General features: G+C 37.0%; 22 protein-coding genes and 1 riboswitch. Of the genes, 14 read left to right on the top strand and 8 right to left on the bottom strand.

What is annotated here, in order from left to right; translation table 11 throughout:
* Positions 1-60: 60 nt before the first annotated feature.
* Positions 61-1,467: a putative bifunctional diguanylate cyclase/phosphodiesterase gene (locus ACZ5N5_RS10460; RefSeq protein ID WP_109985594.1), complete on the bottom strand. Its 1,407-nt coding sequence runs from the start codon at positions 1,465-1,467 to the stop codon at positions 61-63.
* Between the two features lie 33 nt (positions 1,468-1,500).
* Entirely contained in the window at positions 1,501-1,830 is a 330-nt protein-coding gene (locus ACZ5N5_RS10455; protein WP_245902392.1) for a DnaJ family domain-containing protein, read from the bottom strand.
* 337 nt (positions 1,831-2,167) lie between these two features.
* On the opposite strand from ACZ5N5_RS10455, the gene mreBH reads away from it, so the two are divergent.
* Both mreBH and ACZ5N5_RS10445 read left to right on the top strand, forming a co-directional pair.
* Complete coding sequence (gene mreBH, locus ACZ5N5_RS10450; protein WP_109985596.1) at positions 2,168-3,175, top strand: rod-share determining protein MreBH; 1,008 nt, start codon at positions 2,168-2,170, stop codon at positions 3,173-3,175.
* A 66-nt stretch (positions 3,176-3,241) separates the two neighbouring features.
* A complete protein-coding gene (locus ACZ5N5_RS10445; RefSeq protein ID WP_109985597.1) occupies positions 3,242-3,472 on the top strand; it encodes a DUF2164 domain-containing protein in 231 nt (76 codons plus the stop codon).
* Between the two features lie 109 nt (positions 3,473-3,581).
* Here the strand turns inward: ACZ5N5_RS10445 and ACZ5N5_RS10440 are convergent, their stop codons facing one another.
* Complete coding sequence (locus tag ACZ5N5_RS10440) at positions 3,582-4,295, bottom strand: anti-sigma factor domain-containing protein (RefSeq protein WP_464372441.1); 714 nt, start codon at positions 4,293-4,295, stop codon at positions 3,582-3,584.
* Positions 4,296-4,859: a sigma-70 family RNA polymerase sigma factor gene (locus tag ACZ5N5_RS10435; RefSeq protein ID WP_054787279.1), complete on the bottom strand. Its 564-nt coding sequence runs from the start codon at positions 4,857-4,859 to the stop codon at positions 4,296-4,298.
* A 129-nt stretch (positions 4,860-4,988) separates the two neighbouring features.
* Between ACZ5N5_RS10435 and ACZ5N5_RS10430 the strand changes: the two genes are divergently transcribed.
* The 4 genes from ACZ5N5_RS10430 (at position 4,989) to ACZ5N5_RS10415 (ending at position 9,136) form a co-directional block, all read left to right on the top strand.
* Positions 4,989-6,146: a COG1470 family protein gene (locus ACZ5N5_RS10430; RefSeq protein ID WP_109985600.1), complete on the top strand. Its 1,158-nt coding sequence runs from the start codon at positions 4,989-4,991 to the stop codon at positions 6,144-6,146.
* 2 nt (positions 6,147-6,148) lie between these two features.
* A complete protein-coding gene (locus tag ACZ5N5_RS10425; RefSeq protein WP_109985601.1) occupies positions 6,149-7,111 on the top strand; it encodes an ABC transporter ATP-binding protein in 963 nt (320 codons plus the stop codon).
* Between the two features lie 7 nt (positions 7,112-7,118).
* Positions 7,119-8,129, top strand: coding sequence for an ABC transporter permease (locus ACZ5N5_RS10420; protein WP_464373777.1), 1,011 nt, complete (start codon positions 7,119-7,121; stop codon positions 8,127-8,129).
* A 98-nt stretch (positions 8,130-8,227) separates the two neighbouring features.
* Positions 8,228-9,136, top strand: coding sequence for a DMT family transporter (locus tag ACZ5N5_RS10415; RefSeq protein WP_109985603.1), 909 nt, complete (start codon positions 8,228-8,230; stop codon positions 9,134-9,136).
* Positions 9,137-9,249: 113 nt separating this feature from the next.
* Here the strand turns inward: ACZ5N5_RS10415 and ACZ5N5_RS10410 are convergent, their stop codons facing one another.
* Positions 9,250-10,020 carry a TIGR01457 family HAD-type hydrolase gene (locus ACZ5N5_RS10410; RefSeq protein WP_464372440.1) on the bottom strand — a complete coding sequence of 257 codons (771 nt, stop codon included), beginning with the start codon at positions 10,018-10,020 and terminating at the stop codon, positions 9,250-9,252.
* Between the two features lie 248 nt (positions 10,021-10,268).
* Here ACZ5N5_RS10410 and zwf point away from each other — a divergent pair, with 248 nt between their 5' ends.
* Both zwf and ACZ5N5_RS10400 read left to right on the top strand, forming a co-directional pair.
* A complete protein-coding gene (zwf, locus tag ACZ5N5_RS10405) occupies positions 10,269-11,753 on the top strand; it encodes a glucose-6-phosphate dehydrogenase (protein ID WP_054787276.1) in 1,485 nt (494 codons plus the stop codon).
* 64 nt (positions 11,754-11,817) lie between these two features.
* The gene (locus tag ACZ5N5_RS10400) at positions 11,818-12,441 is read left to right on the top strand and encodes a cyclase family protein (RefSeq protein WP_464372439.1); all 624 of its coding nucleotides are present in this window, start codon (positions 11,818-11,820) and stop codon (positions 12,439-12,441) included.
* A 45-nt stretch (positions 12,442-12,486) separates the two neighbouring features.
* Here the strand turns inward: ACZ5N5_RS10400 and gndA are convergent, their stop codons facing one another.
* Entirely contained in the window at positions 12,487-13,908 is a 1,422-nt protein-coding gene (gene gndA / locus ACZ5N5_RS10395) for an NADP-dependent phosphogluconate dehydrogenase (protein WP_109985607.1), read from the bottom strand.
* Positions 13,909-14,135: 227 nt separating this feature from the next.
* Positions 14,136-14,873, bottom strand: coding sequence for a Cof-type HAD-IIB family hydrolase (locus ACZ5N5_RS10390; RefSeq protein WP_109985608.1), 738 nt, complete (start codon positions 14,871-14,873; stop codon positions 14,136-14,138).
* A gap of 119 nt (positions 14,874-14,992) precedes the next feature.
* Here ACZ5N5_RS10390 and ACZ5N5_RS10385 point away from each other — a divergent pair, with 119 nt between their 5' ends.
* Both ACZ5N5_RS10385 and ACZ5N5_RS10380 read left to right on the top strand, forming a co-directional pair.
* The gene (locus ACZ5N5_RS10385; RefSeq protein WP_054861205.1) at positions 14,993-15,265 is read left to right on the top strand and encodes an ACT domain-containing protein; all 273 of its coding nucleotides are present in this window, start codon (positions 14,993-14,995) and stop codon (positions 15,263-15,265) included.
* Positions 15,266-15,279: 14 nt separating this feature from the next.
* The gene (locus tag ACZ5N5_RS10380; RefSeq protein ID WP_109985609.1) at positions 15,280-16,641 is read left to right on the top strand and encodes a PFL family protein; all 1,362 of its coding nucleotides are present in this window, start codon (positions 15,280-15,282) and stop codon (positions 16,639-16,641) included.
* A 69-nt stretch (positions 16,642-16,710) separates the two neighbouring features.
* Here ACZ5N5_RS10380 and ACZ5N5_RS10375 read toward each other — a convergent pair whose 3' ends face one another.
* Complete coding sequence (locus ACZ5N5_RS10375; RefSeq protein ID WP_109985610.1) at positions 16,711-18,261, bottom strand: PTS sugar transporter; 1,551 nt, start codon at positions 18,259-18,261, stop codon at positions 16,711-16,713.
* 206 nt (positions 18,262-18,467) lie between these two features.
* Positions 18,468-18,575: riboswitch (SAM riboswitch) on the top strand.
* A gap of 84 nt (positions 18,576-18,659) precedes the next feature.
* Between ACZ5N5_RS10375 and ACZ5N5_RS10370 the strand changes: the two genes are divergently transcribed.
* The 4 genes from ACZ5N5_RS10370 (at position 18,660) to ACZ5N5_RS10355 (ending at position 21,688) form a co-directional block, all read left to right on the top strand.
* Positions 18,660-19,685, top strand: coding sequence for a methionine ABC transporter ATP-binding protein (locus ACZ5N5_RS10370; RefSeq protein WP_109985611.1), 1,026 nt, complete (start codon positions 18,660-18,662; stop codon positions 19,683-19,685).
* Positions 19,678-20,346: an ABC transporter permease subunit gene (locus ACZ5N5_RS10365; protein ID WP_054787274.1), complete on the top strand. Its 669-nt coding sequence runs from the start codon at positions 19,678-19,680 to the stop codon at positions 20,344-20,346. The genes ACZ5N5_RS10370 and ACZ5N5_RS10365 overlap by 8 nt, the downstream gene beginning before the upstream one ends.
* A gap of 22 nt (positions 20,347-20,368) precedes the next feature.
* Positions 20,369-21,211, top strand: a complete 843-nt coding sequence (locus ACZ5N5_RS10360) for a MetQ/NlpA family ABC transporter substrate-binding protein (protein WP_054861202.1) — start codon at positions 20,369-20,371, stop codon at positions 21,209-21,211.
* 90 nt (positions 21,212-21,301) lie between these two features.
* Positions 21,302-21,688, top strand: coding sequence for an SLAP domain-containing protein (locus ACZ5N5_RS10355; protein ID WP_054787272.1), 387 nt, complete (start codon positions 21,302-21,304; stop codon positions 21,686-21,688).
* Positions 21,689-21,696 lie beyond the last annotated feature (8 nt).

Raw genomic sequence — 21,696 nt, 5'->3', positions numbered from 1 at the left:
ATTCTAATTTGTTAATCCTAATATTTTAGAAAAACTCTATTTTCTAGAAAAGTTATTGATTTAACTTGTTAGCAGCTTATCCATCACCTTGTCTGCTTCTAGTGGCTGACTATAGAAATAGCCTTGATAGTAATCACACGCTACATTACGAATAAAACTTAATGCATGTTCTCCTTCTACCCCTTCCGCTACTACTTTTAAACCAAAGGTATGACCAAGATGAATCATTGATTTAATAATTTCGGCACTTCCAGAATCCGTACATACATCCTTCAAAAAGGATTGGTCAATTTTTAGATAATCTATCGGGAATTTTTTTAAATACCCTATCGAGGAATAGCCGGTACCAAAGTCATCAATCGATAAAGAAATTCCTATACTTCTTAACTTTTCCATTGTTTCAATACATTCTTCTGGGTTATGTATAAAGCTATTTTCTGTTATTTCCATCTCCAGATACTTTGGATCCATCCCCATCTGCTCTATAATACGGATTACTCGATGATAAAAGCAAGGTTGCTGTAACTCGAGTGCAGATACATTAATGGCAATCAAAATTGGTGGAACACCAATACGCTTCCATTCCAGGTATTGTTGACAAACTGCTCTTAATACCCATTCTCCAATAGAATGGATCATACCGATTTTCTCTGCTATCGGAATAAATCTAGATGGTGAAATTTCTCCTAATTGATGATGTTTCCACCTTAATAAGGCTTCTAGTCCGATCATTTTATTTGTCTTAACATCTACCTTAGGCTGATAGACAAGATAGAACTCATTGAATTGTACTGCTTTTATGATATCGGATTCCAGTGAGATTAACTCATTATATATTGCTCCCATAAAGCTTTTATATTCATTTACTTGATTTCCACCTTTTGTTTTTCCATGCCTTACTGCGAACCTTGCTTGATGGATATGTTCAGAAGGCTTTATATCAGACTCTTGAATATGACTAATGCCGATCGTTGCGGTAAGGTAGAATTCATGATTCTCCGCAAAAATTGGTCGTTGAATAGCTTTCATGAGCTGGTTTGCAAGCGAGAAGCTCTGACTGACTGTGTTGTCAATTGACACCAAAAATTGATCACCAAAAAGATGATACAAATTACAAGTTTCTGGAAGATGTTCATTAATCCTGTCTTCGACTAGTTCAATTACCTGATCTCCTATCTGTCGGCCTGCAATATCATTCACATTTTTAAATCGATCTATATCAAAGAAAAGAATCGACTTTGGTCTTTGAGCATCTAACTTCATCGACTCTTCGAGATCTTCTATCCATCTATAACGATTGTCGAACGGCATTTCGCTAATTCGATTTATTCTCTCATTCCGCTGTGATGTTTTATTTAATATTTGATCTATAAACGTTTGAAACATTATCGTCACCTTTAATTTTCTAAATATTATTGTCATGCCAATTGGGACATATGCATAGACAGGGTTATCTTTAGATATCACAAATTTTGAGGTTCCTTCATCTCTAAGGACGAACTAACGCTGTGATAAACGATCTAATTTGTGACGATATTGCCTATACACAGGTGATTTTTTTATACCGCGTTTTTCGATAAGCATCCTTAGTCGTAGCTCTTTTTCTGTAAGTTTTTTCTCCAGACGTTTTTTTTCTGATTCGCTATCACATGACTTGATCAAATCTCTTAATGTTACTAATTCTTTGTTTATTTGTAATTCCTCTGGAAGAAAACCACTATTCTTTAACAGACGGTATCCCATCCGCAAATCCTCTGGAACGTGTGATAAATCATCTTGCTTTAATGGCTTCCCTCTCCCTTTTAGTTGATCAAATTCCCCTTCCTCTATAGCTTTTTTATCCTTTCCTCCGCTAATTGTGCAAATACATCCATATTAATCATCCTAGATTATTTTTTTAGGCACGCTTCTATTCACTCATCTATTTTATCATTCGACTAGACAGGAATCTTATCCACACGTCTGATGCTATTAACTACCTTTATTATACTAGATTATCAACAGAAGTTTTATTATAATGAATTTTTCGCTTTTAAAATTTCACACTAAAGTTAGTTTTTTTGCATTAACAAAAACTTCCATCCATAATACGGTCATAATTTCCTATGAAAAATAGAACAATTATAAAGGTAGAGATTTATGATATAGAATTAATGGAGGGTACGTAATGTTTGCAAATACAGAAATTGGTATTGACCTAGGAACCGCAAATATATTAATTTATACCAAAACCAAAGGAATTATATTAAATGAACCTGCCGTTGTGGCACTAGATACAAAGACAAATAATGTCGTTGCTGTCGGAAATGAAGCGAAAAGTATGATTGGGAAGACTCCAAAACATATTATTCCAATTCGCCCATTAAGAAATGGCGTGATTGCAGACTTTGATTCCACTACTCAAATGTTAACAGCTATGTTAAAGAAAGTCAGTAAAAAAGCTGGAATCTCTATGCGAAAGCCTACCGTTGTCGTTTGTACGCCATCAGGTAGTACGGCTGTAGAACGACGCGCTATTGATAATGCTATTAAAAGCTATGGAGCGAAAGAAGTTCATCTAATAGAAGAACCGATCGCAGCTGCTATCGGTGCAGATCTTCCTGTGGCAGAGCCTCAAGCAAGTATGATTGTCGATATTGGCGGCGGAACAAGCGAGGTAGGGATTATTTCTTTCGGTGGTGTTGTTGCAAGTAGATCTGTTCGAATTGGCGGGGATCACATCGATGAAGAGATTATCCAGTATATAAAAAGACATTTCAATGTCCTTATTGGGGAAAGCACAGCAGAAAAGATTAAAATAGAAATCGGACATGCCCTCATTGAACATGATGAAAAAACAATGGACGTTCGTGGACGAGACCTTGTAACAGGGTTACCTAAAGTGATTGAAATTAAATCTACCGAAGTGCAATACGCGATAAAAGAAGTATTAGAGGCTATTCTAAACTCCATTCGAGACACATTAGAAAATTGTCCACCAGAGCTAAGTGGAGATATAGTAGACCAAGGAATTACACTGACTGGAGGGGGAGCATTACTACAAGGGATGGAAAAATGGCTTTCTAAAGTAATCAATGTTCCCGTACATCTTGCTCCAAACCCGTTAGAATCCGTAGCAATTGGTACAGGTAGATCGCTAAAAATGATTCAAAAATTGCAAAAAGCTGCGAAATAACTTGCTAAAGACAGCTCGTGTTGATAGGCTATAGGAAATCATTACCTAATGAGAGGAGTCATTAACATGAAATCCCCCTTTACATTGAGTCATGAAGAAAGAAATGAATTTATTACTCTCATTCAAGATTACTACTTAAGAGAACATAACGAGGAATTAGGAAATTTACAGGCAGGATTTCTTCTAGATTTTTTTATGAGGGAAATAGCTCCAACCTTTTATAATTTAGGGGTAAGAGATTCCCATACTTATGTAAGTAATAAACTAGACGATTTATTTGAAATAGAAAAAAGGTAATTTTCCATCAGTAGGGTTATGTCCTTGAGCCTAGAAAAACCGAACTATATTTAGAGCCTTAAGAAAAAGCTCTAAGTAGTTCGGTTCCTTTCTTTATCCATTCCTTCACCTAATCAAAATCGACAAAGAATGTTTCTGGACCTGTAGGAGTTTTACTGCCTCCCAATGGTTCTACACTTGCTTTTATATGCTTATATTCCGATAAGTCATTTAAACGATATAATACTTTTGCCTCACCATTCGTATCTACCATTAATAATTCACCTTCAGCATGATTATCCTGGTCAACGATCCAAAGCTGATAATCATTTTGCTCCAAGCCCTCTAGCCCCTTTACTTTAAGTAACATCTCCTGTGTTTCTTTATTGACCCATAAAGCACCGTCAATATTACTAGTATTGGAAAACGAAACAAGCTGTTGTACTTCTACATGTGGACTATTGGTAAATAAACTTTCCTCATTGATTTCATTATTTTGATAAATTTCATATTCCGGTTGAACCGTATTACTTTGGTAAACAATATCATTTAATCCCCAGAACAGAAAAGCCACAATTGCTAGACTAGCGGTGAGAATTATTGGTTTAAATGAAATGAAACGATGACTTTTTTTCTTTTCGATCGATTCATCTAATCTCTCCTTTAGTGAAGGAGAAGGGGAAACATCTGTCATACTTTCCATCGTATTTTGCCAAAATTTATATACTCCTTGGCATTCTGGGCATGTATTTATATGGTTTTGAATTTCAAATTTTTCTTCTTCTGAAACATTACCATCAAGCAGGTCGATGATTTTTTCTTCCTTCAAATGGTTACTGCTCATTTATTTGTCACCTCCACTAGAACCATACCAACGTAGTAATGATTTTTGCTTCCGTAAATTTTGGAGTCCATAACGAATAGATGATTTAACAGAACCGAGTGGTCGGTTAAACCTAAATGCAATCTCCTTTTGGGTAAAATGCTCAAAATACATATGATAGATTGCTTGTTGTTGCTCCTTTGGAAGACGGCTCATCGCATTAACGAGTAGCTCCTTTTCCATTCTTTCTATTACATATTGATCTGCAGAAGGAGAAGCATTCATCAGGATATCTTCGAGCTTATTTGTTAACAGACCTGATTTTTTCCGCAAACGATCTATTGCTCTTGACCTTGTCTTCACTCCTATCCATGCTTTTACACTTCCTCGTTCGGGATTGTATTGTATCGCTTTTTGATAAATCTCGAGAAAAACATCGTGGCAAATATCTTCCGCCTCACTACGATTACTCACAACCTTATAAGCAATTTGAAAAATGTAGATATGATATTTTTCGTAGAAGCTATCAAATGCTTGTTTTTGTCCATCTGCCATTCGTTTTAATAACAAATGATCTTCTTCCAACATGATCCCCCCTCTAAGAGTTCATCAACAATTTATTTACATTGTACAAATTTTTTTCAAAAAAACAAATCCAACTACGTAATTTCCACGTATCACTCACTGAAAAATCATTTTAAGGAGGATCTAACCATGTATAAAAAAATTATATCTTTAATATGTTCCGTGTTGTTATTATTTCCTATTTTATTTATTGGAAAAGTAGAAGCAGCAGGTGGAATCTCTCTTTACACACCTTATACAGGCTTATCCGTCACACCAGGAGAAACATTAAGCTATGACGTCACTGTGCTTAACAAAAGTAGTTCGATATCGAATATGACCTTTGATGTAGAAGGACTCCCGAAAGGTTGGAACTACACAATTACTGCTGGTGGAAATGATATTAGTCAATTATCTGTACGCGAAAATGGTGAGCAAAGTATCCAATTCGATGTAACCGTTCCATTAGAAATTAAAAAGGCGGATTATCAATTTACGCTTATTGCAGATGGTGAAGGCGATGATTATGCAGAATTACCTTTTATTACAACGGTATCGGAGGAAGGTACATCTGCGACTGAATTAACATCGGAACAGCCAAATATGGAGGGGCATGCTGATGCTACCTTTTCTTATACAGTGAGCTTAAAAAATCGTACTGCTGAAGAACAAACCTATGCTTTGAGTGCAGGAACAAAAGAAGGCTGGGGTGTACAATTTAAAGCAGATGGAAAAGCAGTAACTTCAGTAGCACTAGAACCAAATGCATCAAAGGATATTACAGTGGAAGTAACACCACCGACAAATGTAAAAGCAGATACCTACTCCATCCCAATAAAAGCAGCTAATAGCTCTACCTCTGCAGAAACAACGTTAGAAGCCGTTATAACAGGTTCGTACGAATTGAAAATAAGTACTCCAGAAGGAAATTTAAGCACAGATGTTACAGCAGGAAATTCCCGTACTGTGAATTTAGTAATCGAAAATACTGGTACTGCTACCCTATCTGATATTTCCGTAAAAGCTTCCACTCCGCCTAATTGGGAATCAGAATTCAATTCAGACAAAATTGCTTCATTAAAAGCAGGAGAAACCAAAACAATAAAAGCAACACTAACCGCACCGGATGAAGCCATTGCAGGGGATTATGTAACCACCTTCACAGCGGAAACTGCGGAAGCTTCCTCGGATGCAAGTTTTCGTGTAGCAGTCGAAACCTCTACATTATGGGGCATTGTAGCTATTCTTATCATTCTCATCGTGATAGGTGGCCTTTACTTTATATTTAGAAAATTTGGGAGGAGATAATTATGTCATCACCGATCATTACACTAGACGAAATCTCCAAGCAATATGACGAACAATATGCAGTTGATCACCTCTCCTTAGCGATAAAAAAAGGTGAGATCTTTGGATTATTAGGACCCAATGGAGCAGGAAAATCCACTTCCATCTTAATGATGCTTGGATTAAGTGAGCCAACAACTGGGTCCGTTCATGTTTGTGGAATTAACTCTACATCCAATCCAATTGAAGTGAAGCGTAGAGTAGGATATTTGCCAGATGACCTTGGCTTTTACGAGCATATGACTGGATTTGAAAACCTCCTCTATACCGCGAGCTTAAACGGCTTGTCACGCAAACTTGCAGAAGAACGTGCTAACTATCTATTACAAAGGGTCGGACTAACAGATGCAACAAACAAAAAAGCAGGAAAATATTCTCGGGGTATGCGTCAACGATTAGGGCTTGCGGATGTCTTAATGAAAGATCCTGAAGTCATTATTTTAGATGAACCAACCCTCGGTATTGACCCTGAAGGTGTTAGAGAAATACTGAAATTAATACAACAATTGAATAAAGAAGATGGAATTACTGTACTACTTTCTTCCCATCAATTACATCAGGTACAGCAAATTTGCGATCGTGTTGGCATCTTTGTCAAAGGGAAGCTTTTAGCAGAAGGAAATATGGAGGAATTAGCTAAACAATTATTTTTTGAAGATTTATTCATCATCTATGTCAAAGCAGAACCTATTGATTCTGAATTAATCGAAAAAATCCGGACATTAAGGGGTGTCAATCATATTGAACAAGCTTTAGATAAATTAGAAATTTATGTGGATCATGATATATCTGCAGATATAGCGAAAATCATCGTTCAGAACAATATATCCTTAACACAAATACAAAAGAAAAATTATGGCCTCGACGAAATTTATCATCGATATTTTGAAGGAGGTGATAGTCGTGGAGAGGCTCCAAACTCTTAAAGGGAACATACAAAAATGGTTTACCATCCCGAACAGAGAAAAAAGTAGTCATATGACCGCATTCCAGGCGATCGTTCGAAAGGAATTTACAGATTATATTACGAGCTGGAGAATAATTATTTTGCTCCTTATTATTACCTTTACTTGTATCGGTTCACTCTACACTGCTATTACAAATATTCAGGATGCCTTAGATGCCGCAGCTGAGGAAACAAAAGAAGTGGCAAGAAGTGCTTTTCTATTTTTAAAGCTTTTTACCATCTCTGATGGAACCTTACCTTCTTTTATTACATTCGTAGGTTTTTTAGGACCATTACTTGGTGTTGCTCTTGGGTTTGATGCCATTAATTCAGAACGTAATAAAGGGACCTTAAGTAGATTAATGGCACAACCTATACCTAGGGATTTTGTTTTGAATGGGAAATTTGCGGCAGCATTACTTATAAATGCTCTGTTGTTCTTTGCATTAGGCTTTTTAGTAATGTCCTTCGGTATTCTAATTTTAGGTATTCCACCTACATTAGAAGAATTCTTACGAATTATTTGTTTCTTAATTTTGTGTATTGCCTATATTGCCTTCTGGCTTAATTTAGGTATCCTGTTTTCCGTTCGATTCAAGCAAGCTGCTACATCCGCATTAGCATCGATTGCAATATGGATTTTTTTTAGTCTATTCTATTCAATGCTAGTAGAGCTATTATCAAAGTCGATTCTCAATCCTGAGAATATCGCAAGCACATCAGACGCAATAAGTAAACAAGGACTGGTGCTCAATTTAATGAGAATTTCTCCAAACTACCTTTTTACAGAATCGACAACGACACTCATGTCACCATCTGTTCGAAGCCTAGGTCCTTTAACAGTTGAGCAAACGACAGGTGCTATAGCAGGTCCGCTTCCTTTGAGCCAAAGTCTTTTATTAATTTGGCCTCAATTAACTGGACTCATTGCTGCAACTCTTGTATGTTTTGCCCTATCCTATTTACTCTTTATGAGACAAGAAATTAGATCCAAATAACGAGTGATTCTCAAAACCAGTTTGCATCAGAGCTTACTGGTTTTTTGTTTTTCACTTTCGAATAAACATGTTATGATGGGTAAATTGGAGGTGATTAGATGAAGGCATATTTATTATTAATTCTGGCTGCTATCTTCTATGCTGGTAATCTAATTATCGGAAAGCCAGTAACCGCAGAGATTCCACCAATTACACTATCTTTCTTCCGCTACATTATTGCAGCATTCGTTATATTTCCTCTTGGATACAGAGAATGGAAGAACAACCGTGCCCTTTGGAAAAAGGAATGGAAAGCTATTTTAGCACTTTCTGTGACAGGTCTCGTATTATTTAATATTTTTGTCTATTTAGCATTAAATTACACTACCACGATTAATGCTGGAATTGTAGAAGCATCTACACCTATTTTCACGCTTCTTTTGGCATTTATATTATTTGGCGATCGCTTTACAGCAAAACAGCTATTCGGTGTATTTATTTCTTTATTTGGCGTATTTTTTGTTATCACGAAGGGATCATTAGAGGTCATTACCAATCTCCAAATAAATATTGGAGATTTAATTATGCTACTAGCAATGGTAAGTTGGTCCGTTTATTCTATTTTCATTAAGCAACACACTTGGAAATTCCCAACATATGGTGCATTACTCGTTATGTCTGTCATTGCTATTATCCTCTTTATTCCATTACTCCCGATCGAGTGGGAGGAGATCAAACAAATTAATTGGTCTTGGGCGATCATAGGTGGAACCTTATATCTCGGTATATTTCCATCACTTATCGCATTGATGGCATACAACAAAGGAGTACAAGAGCTTGGTCCATCAAGGGCTTCTATTTTTCTTAATTTAATTCCTGTATTTACCATGATTGGTGCTGTCATCTTTTTAAAGGAGCAAATCTCCTTCGTTCAAATTTTAGGAGGATTATTCGTCATCATCGGGGTCATGATTACAAATCGGATGGGGAAAAAGAAAAACAAAAGTACTACGGAAATAGAATCCTAACTTAGACTGAGATTAGTAAGAAATTATTCTTGTTAAACTGTACGTACAAAAAAAGAGCCAAGCAAAGGATAGAAGAAATCCTCTACTTGGCTCTTTCTTAAACATAGTATTAGTTATTCACCAAACGTCCACTCTGCTAAGCTATCTATTGAATAGGTTGGCTTTGCTTCTATTGTTTCTAAATCTTTTTTCGTTGTCACACCTGTATGCACTAGTACAGAATCAATGCCAGCATTCATTCCTGCTAATATATCTGTAGCATAATTGTCACCAACCATAAGTGTTTCTTCCTTCTTTGTGCCAAGTACTTCTAGAGCTTGGTCCACAATGATTGATTCAGGCTTACCTATAAATGTTGGTTGTATTCCTGTAGTAACAGTTAGAACAGAAATAAGGGAACCAGCACCAGGTAAGAAGCCTCTTTCTGTTGGTAATGCTACATCACCATTTGTTGCGACAAATTTTGCGCCCTTGCGAATATTTAGTGCCCCTTTTGTTAGCTTTTCATAATTTATATTTCGATCCAGTCCCATTACGACAAAATCTGCATCTTCTTCTACGAGCTCAAGCCCACATTCCTTAAGCGCCATATAGAGTCCTTCTTCACCGATTGCATAGACTTTTGCATTCGTTTTTTGTCCCTTTATATAGCTTGCTGTCGCCATACTTGTCGTAAAGACATGTTTAGCTGTACTTGGGACGCCCATATTAACTAATTTTTCTGAAACATCCTTTGGATGCTTGGTAGAATTATTTGTTAGAAATAGATAGGGGAGCCCCTTTCGTTCTAATTCTTTCACAAACTCTATAGCCTCTATGATTTTTTCTGTACCTTTATACACTGTTCCATCTAAATCAATTAGAAATCCTTGGTAATTTTTCATCATATCCTCCTGAATTTTTTGAAAATTCTATGTATTTTGTTTTGTCATTTTTTTAATAAGTGATAGTATATATTTATGACAATCACGTCATTTTACCAATTTATATGTTATCATGTATAATTAGCAAATGAAATAAAAGCCATTATGCATTCCTATTTTTTAAGAAACATTTTGATTATAGCATATCGTGACACATATGCGTATAACTCGCTTATTAATAATTAAATGAAGAAAGGTAGTTTAAGTTAATGACAACGAATAACCCAAAAGCAGTTATTGTTATATTTGGTGCAACAGGTGATCTTGCAAATAGAAAACTCTATCCTTCCATCTATCGACTCTATCGTAATGGAAAATTATCAAAGAACTTTGCCGTAATTGGTGTTGCAAGACGACCACTAACGAATGAAGACTTCCGAAATAATGTAAAAGAATCTATAAACGGGTTAAATGATCCAAGTATTGATCCAGATGAATTTGCTAGCCATTTTCATTATAACCCTTTCGATATTCAAGACCTTGAGCATTATGCAGAGTTAGAGAACCTTATCAATCAGCTTGATGAGAAGCATGAAACTGACGGAAATCGTCTATTCTACTTTTCGATGGCGCCTAATTTCTTTGGTACACTTGCTGCAAACTTAAAGTCAGAAGGTTTAACAACAACAAAAGGTTGGACTAGACTTGTTATCGAAAAACCATTTGGTCATGACTATGAGTCTGCCGAAAAATTAAATAACCAAATTCGTGAAGCTTTTTCTGAGGATCAAATCTATCGTATTGACCATTACTTAGGAAAAGAAATGGTCCAAAACATTGAAGTAATTCGATTTGCCAATGCATTATTTGAGCCACTCTGGAATAATCAATATATTTCAAATATTCAAATTACGTCAAGTGAGATTCTAGGTGTTGAAGAGCGTGGACGCTATTATGATAGTGCTGGTGCCTTAAAAGACATGATGCAAAATCATATGTTGCAAATGCTCGCATTGATCGCTATGGATCCACCAATTAAGCTAACACCTGAAGAAATTCGTAGTGAGAAAGTAAAAGTGTTGCGTGCATTGCGCTTCTTTGAAGAAGACAATCTTGACCAATATATTGTCCGTGGTCAATATGGCCGTGGAATGGTAAATGGTGAGGAATTACCCGCATACCGCGAAGGAAATGGTGTGGACCCTGAATCAAATACAGATACGTTCGTAGCAGCAAAACTCATGATTGATAACTTCCGCTGGGCTGGAGTTCCATTCTATATTCGTACAGGTAAGCGTATGGAGAAAAAATCCACTGAAATTGTAGTCGAATTTAAAGATTTACCGATGAACCTCTATTATGGAAAAGAACATGAAACGAAGTCTAACTTACTCGTTATCCATGTCCAACCACATGAAGGGATCACATTGCATGTTAATGCGAAGAAAGGTGACTATAGTGCTACCTCTACTCCAATCACATTAAGTTATGACAATAATTCTGGTGACAAGATGAATACTCCAGAAGCATATGAAATTCTGTTACATGATTGTATGCGCGGTGATTCCACTAATTTCACACACTGGGATGAGGTTGCTCTTTCTTGGAAATTTATTGATATTATCGCAAATGCTTGGTCCAAGAAAAAAGCAGACTTTCCAAATTATGAATCAGGAACAAATGGACCGAAGGAAGCTGATGAGTTATTAGCGAAAGACGGTTTTAAATGGTGGAACATTACACCTGAAAAATAGTAGAACAAGAGGAAGAGCAATCGTTTTAGGTTGCTCTTTCTTATCTAAAAAGGAGAGATTAAAAGTGAAATTCTATGATATTTCAATGACGATTCATCCAGAAATGCAAGTATGGGAAAATATTCAAGCAATTAAACCACATTTTGACCGAAATACCTCCGGTTATGTTACAAGTACAACAATGGAATTAAACCTTCATAGCGGAACCCATATTGATGCACCCCTTCATATGTTGAACGACGGGGATACATTTGAATCGATCTCATTAGAAAAATTAATTAGAAAGGTAAAGGTATTAGATTTAACGAATGCTAAAGATGGAATAAGTCGCACAGATTTGGAAGCGCATTCTATTTTTGAAAATGATTTTCTTTTATTGAAAACAAAAAATTCCTCCTTTGCGAAGAACGAGTTTGATTTCGACTTTATTTATTTAAAAGAAGACGGCGCTGACTACCTCATTCAAAAGCAGGTCGCGGGTGTAGGAATAGATACATTAGGAATCGAACGTAGTCAAGAAGGGAACCCAACTCATCGCAAGCTTTTCACAGAAGAGATTATTATTATGGAAGGTCTACGTCTTGCTGAAGTCACACCTGGAGAATATTTGATGGTCGCTGCACCATTAAAATTAATTGATACAGAAGCAGCCCCAGCTAGAGTGCTATTATTCGAAGAAGGTCTATGATAATAACAAAATCCCTCTCGCATATATGCAAGAGGGATTTTATTATTAGTCCTCTAACCACTCTGTATGGAAGATTCCTTCTTTGTCCACACGTTGGTATGTGTGTGCGCCAAAGTAATCACGTTGTGCTTGTAAAAGGTTAGCAGGCAATGTTTCTGTACGATAGCTATCATAATAAGCTAAGGCACTTGCAAATCCAGGAACTGGAATTCCACGCTCCATTGCGATCGATAATACTTTACGCAATGATTCTTGATAGCCTTCTACAATTTCTTTGAAGTAAGGATCTAGTAAGAGATTAGCAAGACCTGGCTCACGATCGTATGCATCTTTAATTTTTTGTAGGAATTGTGCACGAATAATACATCCTCCACGGAAGATCATGGATATATCTCCATAACGTAGATTCCAATCATTTTCCTCAGATGCTGCTCTCATTTGAGCAAAACCTTGTGCATAGGAAACAATTTTACTCATATAAAGGGCTTTACGAATCGCTTCAATTAGTTCATCCTTATCTCCTTCATACGGCTTGTCCGCTGCAGATGGCCCTTGTAATACCTTGCTCGCTGCCACACGCTCTTCTTTCATTGCTGAAATAAAACGCGCGAATACAGATTCTGTAATAACCGGTAATGGTACCCCTAGATCTAGTGCGCTTTGACTTGTCCATTTTCCCGTACCTTTTTGACCAGCAGTATCTAGGATCACGTCCACCATTGGTTTTCCTGTTTCAGCATCCTTTTTCTTAAAGATATCTGTTGTTATCTCGATTAAATAGCTATCTAGTTCACCTTTGTTCCATTCTTTAAATACTTCATGAAGCTCCTCAGCACCTAGACCTAGCACGTGTTTCATAATAAAATATGCTTCACAAATAAGTTGCATATCTCCATATTCTATACCATTGTGAACCATTTTGACATAGTGTCCAGCACCATTCGGTCCGATATAAGTTACACAAGGGTCGCCATTTACTTTAGCAGAAATTGCTTCGAAAATTGGTGCAACTAAATCATATGCTTCTTTTTGTCCACCAGGCATGATGGAAGGGCCTTTGAGTGCTCCTTCTTCCCCACCTGATACACCTGTTCCAATAAAGTGGATTCCAGATTCATCAAGCTCAGCATTACGACGCATGGTATCTTTAAAGAACGTATTCCCACCATCGATTAAAATATCACCTTTATCAAGTAATGGCCGTAGGGAAGCAATCGTCGCATCAGTAGCTGGCCCTGCTTGTACCATTAACATAATCTTACGCGGCTTCTCTAAGGAATCAACAAATTCTTCAATCGTTTTTGCTCCAACGAAATTCTTCCCTTTTGCTTCATTGTTCAAGAAGTCTTCTGTTTTTTGATAAGTTCTATTAAAAACTGCTACAGAATAACCTCTGCTCTCTACGTTTAAGGCAAGGTTTTTCCCCATAACAGCAAGACCTATCACACCAAATTGTTGTTTTGCCATTCTCCTAATCGCTCCTTTTGTTAATTTATCACTACTTATGTATTATTCCATATCCTCTATTTTAGCACGAAATGGAACAATGCGTAAGTCCAGTATAAAAATTCACTCCATATAATAAGTTATTACATCAAATGGTTCACTGCAAGTAATAGCTACCTATTTTCAGAAATTTCTATCATTTCTAGCAAATATTTCAGGATCCAGCACTACACGAAAATACTTTACTGTTAAGTCGATGATAATACCCACTTTTCAATAGCAAGGGCTACTCCGTCCTCATCATTAGAAGCGGTTACCCAATCAGCTGCTTTTTTTACAGGTTCCTGAGCATTTCCCATCGCGATGCCTAATCCAGCTAATTCTATCATTTTTATATCATTCAAACTATCACCAGCCGTCATCACCTGATCCATGGTGATACCAATTCTTTCACAAACCTTTTCAATTGCCGCTGCTTTATTCACTCCGACTGCATTGACTTCAATATTGGTTAGACTAGAATTACTTACCTCGACATCCTCCCATTCTGACAATGTTTGGTTAATTTTTTCCTTTATTTCTGGGGCGTCTGTGTCAAAGCCAAATTTCAGCCATTCATGTGCTTCAATATCCTCAGGAGTCTCTCCCCGCCAAATTTTATCAACAGAAGCAAGCCAAGCCCATGTTTGATGCTCCTCTCTAAGCTTTACAAGCTTCATAACAATACTTGGATCCAATGTTTGTCTTGCAATTAAGTCACCATGCATTGTCCAAATCTCACTACCATTCACCGTAATCAAATAATGTAAACCTAATTCTTTTGCAATAATAGAGCTTGTTTGATAGTGACGACCTGTTGAGATAATCACCTCTACCCCATTATCTTGGGCTCTTTTTATTGCAGTTTTATTTACGTCGGAGACTTGGTGCTGATTATTTAAAAGCGTGCCATCCATGTCTAATGCAATCATTTTAATTTCCTTCATCAGAAGCCCTCCAATTCTTAATACCCCTATATTTTATGCGAAAATAATGGTTTTAGCAAAAATGCGATATCGATATTCCGTGTTATAATGAGCATACTAACGAAATAGAGGTGATAAAATTGAAAAAACGAGCAGTAGTAAGTGTTGTAGGTAAGGATAAAGTAGGAATTATAGCTAAAGTTACTAATGTATTAGCAGATAATCATATAAATATTTCTGACATAAGTCAGACGATTTTGCAGGATTTTTTCACAATGATTATGATTATAGATATTCAAGACAGTAGTAATATTAATCATTTAAAACAAAAATTCGAACCTGTTGAAAAGGAACTTGGACTGAATATTAACATTCAACTTGAAGATGTTTTTCAAGCAATGCATCGTGTTTAAGGAGGAAATCAATTATGCCAATAGGATTCACAGAGATACAAGAAACAATACGAATGGTAGAAATGGAACATTTAGATATTCGAACGGTTACAATGGGGATTAGCTTACGGGATTGTATGGATTCAGATTTTGATAAATTAAAAGAGAATGTTTATAAAAAAATTACGCACTATGCAAAGGAGCTTCAAACAACTGCTGACCAAGTCGCGGAGGAATATGGGGTGCCAATTATCAACAAACGAATTGCGATCTCACCTGTCGCAGAATTACTAGGAAATGCATCAAAGCAACAAGTAATAGAATTAGCCAAAATATTAGATGACGCAGCTAAATGTTTAGATGTGGATTTCATTGGTGGATTTTCTGCATTGGTACATAAAGGGATAACCAAGGGAGATCAAGCCCTACTTTCTGCACTCCCAGAGGCACTAAGCTTCACAGAAAGAGTATGTGCTTCTATTTCTGTTGCTACAACGAAAACAGGAATAAACATGGATGCTGTAGCAAGCATGGGATCGATTATAAAGCGAACAGCGGAGCTAACGAAAGATCATAATAGTATTGGTTGTGCCAAACTAGTTGTTTTTTGTAATCCGGTTGAGGATAATCCATTTATGGCAGGAGCCTTTCACGGCACGGGTGAAGGGGAAGTAGTGTTAAGTGTTGGAGTAAGTGGTCCTGGTGTTGTATTAAATGCATTAAAAAAATTCCCAAATGCCGATTTGGGAGAAATAGCTGATGTGATCAAAAATACGGCATTTAAGATTACAAGGGCAGGTGAATTAATTGGGCGTGTAGTAGCACAAAGACTAAACGTCCCATTTGGTATAATGGACTTGTCGCTTGCACCAACCAATGCTATGAATGACAGTGTTGCGGAAATACTAGAAGAGATTGGTTTAGAACGTGTCGGTACACATGGAACCATTGCCGCATTAGCACTCATGAACGATGCGGTCAAAAAAGGTGGGGCGATGGCCAGCTCCTACGTTGGTGGTTTAAGTGGCGCTTTTATACCAGTAAGTGAAGATAATGGAATGATTCGTGGTATTGAGGATGGTGCTCTTGAATTATCAAAGCTTGAAGCGATGACATGTGTCTGCTCTGTTGGATTAGACATGATTGCACTAGATGGATCAGCTAGCGAAGAAACCATTGCTGCCATCATAGCGGATGAAGCTGCAATAGGCATGATCAATCGAAAAACAACAGCTGTACGTGTTATTCCAGTGATCGGCAAAAAACAAGGCGAATCGGTCGAATTTGGCGGACTACTTGGTCGAGCACCGATAATCGGAGTTAGTTCTTTTAGTTCTGAGAAAATTATTCAGCGTGGTGGAAGGATACCTGCACCAATTCAATCCCTTACCAATTAAGGATCCAGAGATACTAATGTTAAAAGAAGTCTATAAAAGCAATGCAGCTATCATAGACTTCTTCTAGCATTATTTCGCTCGTTTTATCTGATTTACAATTAATGTAACAAAAAATGCTACTAGACATGGTACAAGCATTGCAATGATGAAGCCAAGAGAGTGATTGGCAAGCAATGGTGCCGTAAAGGTAGGAACATAGGCTGTTCCACGAACCTCAAAAAAGCCAACTAATGCACCACCTATCCCCCCAGATAGAAGAGCTCCAGCGAAAATCCATTTGCTCGAAAACATAAATGGGTAGGCTGATTCAACAAAGGTTCCAAAGCCAAGATTGATTAGAAAGCCTGGAACGGCAACTGCTGCCTCTCCTTTATCACGTGGTCGAATAATATTCGCTAAGTTAATACCAGCAGCTACCATTACTAATCCCACCATATCAACAGCACCTAAAAAGCTGTTCCCCGTACGCTCCATTTCTAGCAATACAATCGGCAAGATGGCAGCATGATAGACCCCACCAATAATGGCTGGCCAAATTAACACTCCCGCAATGGTACCAGCAAGAATCGGATTAAAATCTACCGCAAGCTCAATTAACTGTTTTATTCCATCACCTATAAATAAAGCAATTGGTGCAATAAAATAATAAACTAATAATCCAGAGAATAATCCAGCAATTCCACCTGCAGCAATGTTGACTGTTGTCATTGGAAAGCGCCATTCAACAAATTTTCGGAAGAGTATACGCACCAGGACCCCTGCAAGAATACCAGCGATCATTCCACCAATAATCCCGCCATCAACCGACAATACTCCTGCAATAACACCTGCAACAATAGACACTTCATCTAATTCTGAAACCTGCTTTGCGGCAATAACGGCAATAACAACAGGAAGTGCACCAATTAATAGATCGAACACCTCACTTAAACCAGAAAGTGCTGGTATTTTACTTAATGCCAATATAAGAGCCATTGCGATAAAACCTGGTAATGCCGACATCATGATCCCACGAATATTGATATTTCGCCATCCGAGCCCATTTGATATTTGATTGGATGGATTGCTTCCTAAAATCGGGCGATACGACAGTTGAAATTCTTTACTTAAAGAAGTAATAAACGAAACAGCCCTCGTTCGATTGGTTGTTCCAGTGGTACCAGAGGTTGCTATTACTCTAGCACCCAAGGTGGCAATAGTTGCCATAGAAGTACCACCAGTTCCTACTACTGGTACTTGTTTCTTAGCGGCAGCACGAATGACGTGTTGATTCGTATCATTTGGATCACCACTCATTACAATTAATCCATCTATTTGCTCTTCTTCTATTAAATCGGCAATTTTCTGATCCAATAATCGCGCTTCTTCATTTACGACACTAAGATTAGCTCTTTCACTTTGAGTAAATGTTCCACTTTCATCAAGTTGCCATAAAGACGCCTTTGTGTCTTGTTTTGCAGAGTCCATGCTTTCTTCAGCACCAACGAACTGGACAGCGTGAAGCTTCATTCCTGCACTGTTTGCTTGAACTCTAATTTCTTCTAGTAGCTTAGCTGGTTTTTTTCCACCAAGGTTATAGAGGTTCCCACCACTACTACCAATTATTGCGATATGTTTCATCTCTTAACCTCTTTTCATTTAATCTACCAATTGTCTATTATAGTCGAAAATTGTCTAATGCGCTACTATAGTAGAGTAAAAGAGTAAAAAATTATTCAAAGTACTAGAGTTGAATTTTCTGAAAAGTCCGATGATTACAACAATTAGTAGACTTATTGACTTCACTTATTTGTCATGCTATGATTACCTTTATAATAAAAGTAATACTCTTATCAAGAGAGGTGGAGGGACTGGCCCTATGAAACCCAGCAACCGTCAGATGATTCTGATAGGTGCTAATTCCATCAAAGCAAGTTCGCTTTGAAAGATAAGAGGACTAAGCGGAGCATACATCCTTTCTGTCCTCTTGTACAGAAAGGATTTTTTGTTTTTCTACCCCAGAGAAAGGAGTGGGCTGATTGATTAAGATTGAAAACTTATCAAAGCTATATCAGACAAATAAACAACAAGTGCAAGCTGTCAATAATGTTTCATTAAACATAGAAAAAGGAGAAATATTTGGTGTAATTGGCTATAGTGGTGCTGGAAAAAGTACCTTTATCCGATTGATTAATCGATTAGAGGAACCAACAAATGGTACTGTTTCAATACAAGAGCTTGATATAACGAATATGTCTCAAGCTCAGCTGCGGAAAAAACGTCAAAAGATCGGTATGATCTTCCAGCATTTTAACCTCCTTTGGTCTAGAACCGTATTTGATAATATTGCCTTTCCACTAGAGATAGCAGGTGTACCAAAAGCCAAGAGATCTGAAAAGGTAACTGAATTAATTCATCTAGTAGGATTATCTGGAAAAGAAAATTCCTATCCTGCACAACTAAGTGGTGGTCAGAAACAAAGAGTTGGCATTGCCCGTGCACTTGCCAATGATCCAGAGGTATTGCTTTGTGATGAAGCTACTTCTGCATTAGATCCTGAAACAACCGATGATATTCTCGAATTACTTGTGTCCATTAATCAGAAACTAGGTCTTACTATTATTTTGATCACACACGAGATGCATGTCATTCAAAAAATATGTAATCGAGTCGCTGTTATGGAGAGTGGAGAAGTTGTCGAAACGGGAGACGTATTGGATGTATTTGTTCGTCCGAAGTCAGCTACTACAAAGCGATTTGTTCAGCAATTAAATCCATTAGAGCATGAACAAGATAAATTGCAGAACTTCATAACCAATCATGACAATAGTGAAGTAATCAAGCTACACTTTATTGGTAATGATGCTAAAAGGGCCCTCATTACAGAAATCGTTAGAAAATTTGATGTAGAAATTAATATTCTACAAGGCTCTATTGCCCCAACTAGAGAAGGTGCCTATGGAACATTGTATATTGAATTAAACGGAGAGAAAGATATTCTATCCAAAACTATTCAATTTATTGAAACCTCTGGTGTGGAAGTTGAGGTGTTACGTCATGCTTAAAGAATTATTTCCAAATGTAAACATGGAGGATTTATGGACAGCAACAGAAGAAACCTTATACATGACACTCATCTCCGTAGCTGGAACTCTCATTCTTGGAATTATACTTGGGCTATTGCTGTTTTTAACAGATAGAGGAAACCTTTGGCAAAATCGCTTTATTAACTTTGTCACTGCAACGGTTGTCAATGTGTTTCGAGCCATACCATTTATTATCTTGATCCTACTCTTATTTCCTTTCACTGATTTTCTAATAGGTACGATTCGAGGATGGAAGGCTGCACTCCCTGCATTAATTATTGGAGCGGCTCCCTTTTATGCACGACTGGTAGAGATAGGATTAAAAGAAGTAGACAAAGGTGTTATCGAAGCAGCAAAATCAATGGGGGCAAAACCTCACACCATCATTTTTAAGGTGCTTTTACCGGAATCAATGCCTGCTCTTATATCAGGTATTACGGTAACAGCTATTTCCTTAATCGGCTATACAGCAATGGCTGGTATAATTGGTGCAGGTGGACTTGGGGATCTTGCCTATATGAAAGGTTTCTTAAGAAGAGATTTCGATGTAGTCCTTATATGTACCATATTTGTTATCGCTATTGTGTTTGTTTTTCAATTAATTGGGGATTTACTATCCAAAGCGGTAGATAAAAGATAAAATTTAGAAGGGATGATTTATTTTGAAAAAATTACTAGCTTTATTATTCACAGCATCTGTATTAATCGTATTGGCAGCTTGTGGAACTTCAGAGAATGAGGATGCAAGCAATGAAGAAGGAAACCAGGAGACAACTTCTATTACAGTTGGTGCGACCAGTGTGCCACATGCTGAAGTATTAGAAAAAGCTGCTCCTATTTTAAAAGAAGAAGGCATTGAACTTAAGGTGGAAGCCTATCAAGAGTACACATTCTTAAATGAAGACTTAAATAATGGAACATTAGATGCGAACTATTTCCAACACATACCTTACTTCGAGCAACAAAAAGAAGAATTTGATTTTGATATTGTTAATTTAGGTGGTATTCATATTGAGCCAATGGGAATTTATTCAAAGAACATAAACAATATCGATGATATTCCAGAGGGTACAACTTTTATTATGAGTCGTAATGTACCAGACCATGGAAGAATTCTTGCTCTATTAGAAAAAGAAGGTTTAATCAAAATTGATGAGAATGTAGATAAACAATCTGCAACTGTTGATGATATTGTTGAGAATCCTCTAAACCTTGAATTTGATGCTAGTATCGACCCAGGCTTTTTACCTGAGTTCTATGAAAGAGAAAAAGATGCTATTCTAGCTATTAATACAAACTATGCCTTGGAAGCAGGTTTAGTTCCAACAGAGGATGCATTAATCTTGGAAGGCTCTGAGTCACCATATGTTAACATTATTGCAGCTCGTAGCGAAGACGAAAACAATGAAGCATTGGCAAAATTAGTAGAAGTGCTTCGCTCTGATGAAATTCAAACATTTATCGAAGAAGAATACAACGGATCAGTTGTACCAGTATCAGAATAACGAAGAAGCAGGCACAACATGTGGTGCCTGCTTTTTGCTTTTCCTTCATAAGTATGATTAAATCAAAGAAAGTTATAGGGAGATGAGCAAATGCAACGATTATTATTAGAAGCCGCTTGGGAAAAGACCATTGCTAAAGGTGATTTAGCCATAATTGAACAGGTGTTTCACTCAACAAAGGAAGATCAGAAACAAGCGATTACCTTCAATACCATTCGCTATGCTTTTAACCATAAGGATCAATTGTTGTATACGAATTTAATTCACAATTTTTCCGAAACAGGAGTGGATTTAAGCAAGGTAGATTTAGTTATTTTTCAAGAGCAAGAAATGATTGCTGGTCATTCATTTCAAGAAAATAGATTACACATCCCTCCAAAAACAAGCATGCCCTGGACCTTTATTTTCCCAAAAGGAAGCTACCAATCAGATAAGGTGTCAAACACGATGAAGATGGAAATCAAGAAAGCGGACTAATTTTTTGT

This window comes from Gracilibacillus sp. JCM 18966 (genome assembly GCF_055392695.1).
The sequence above is the reverse complement of the archived record's forward strand: the minus strand, read 5'-3'. Positions and strand labels throughout refer to the sequence as shown.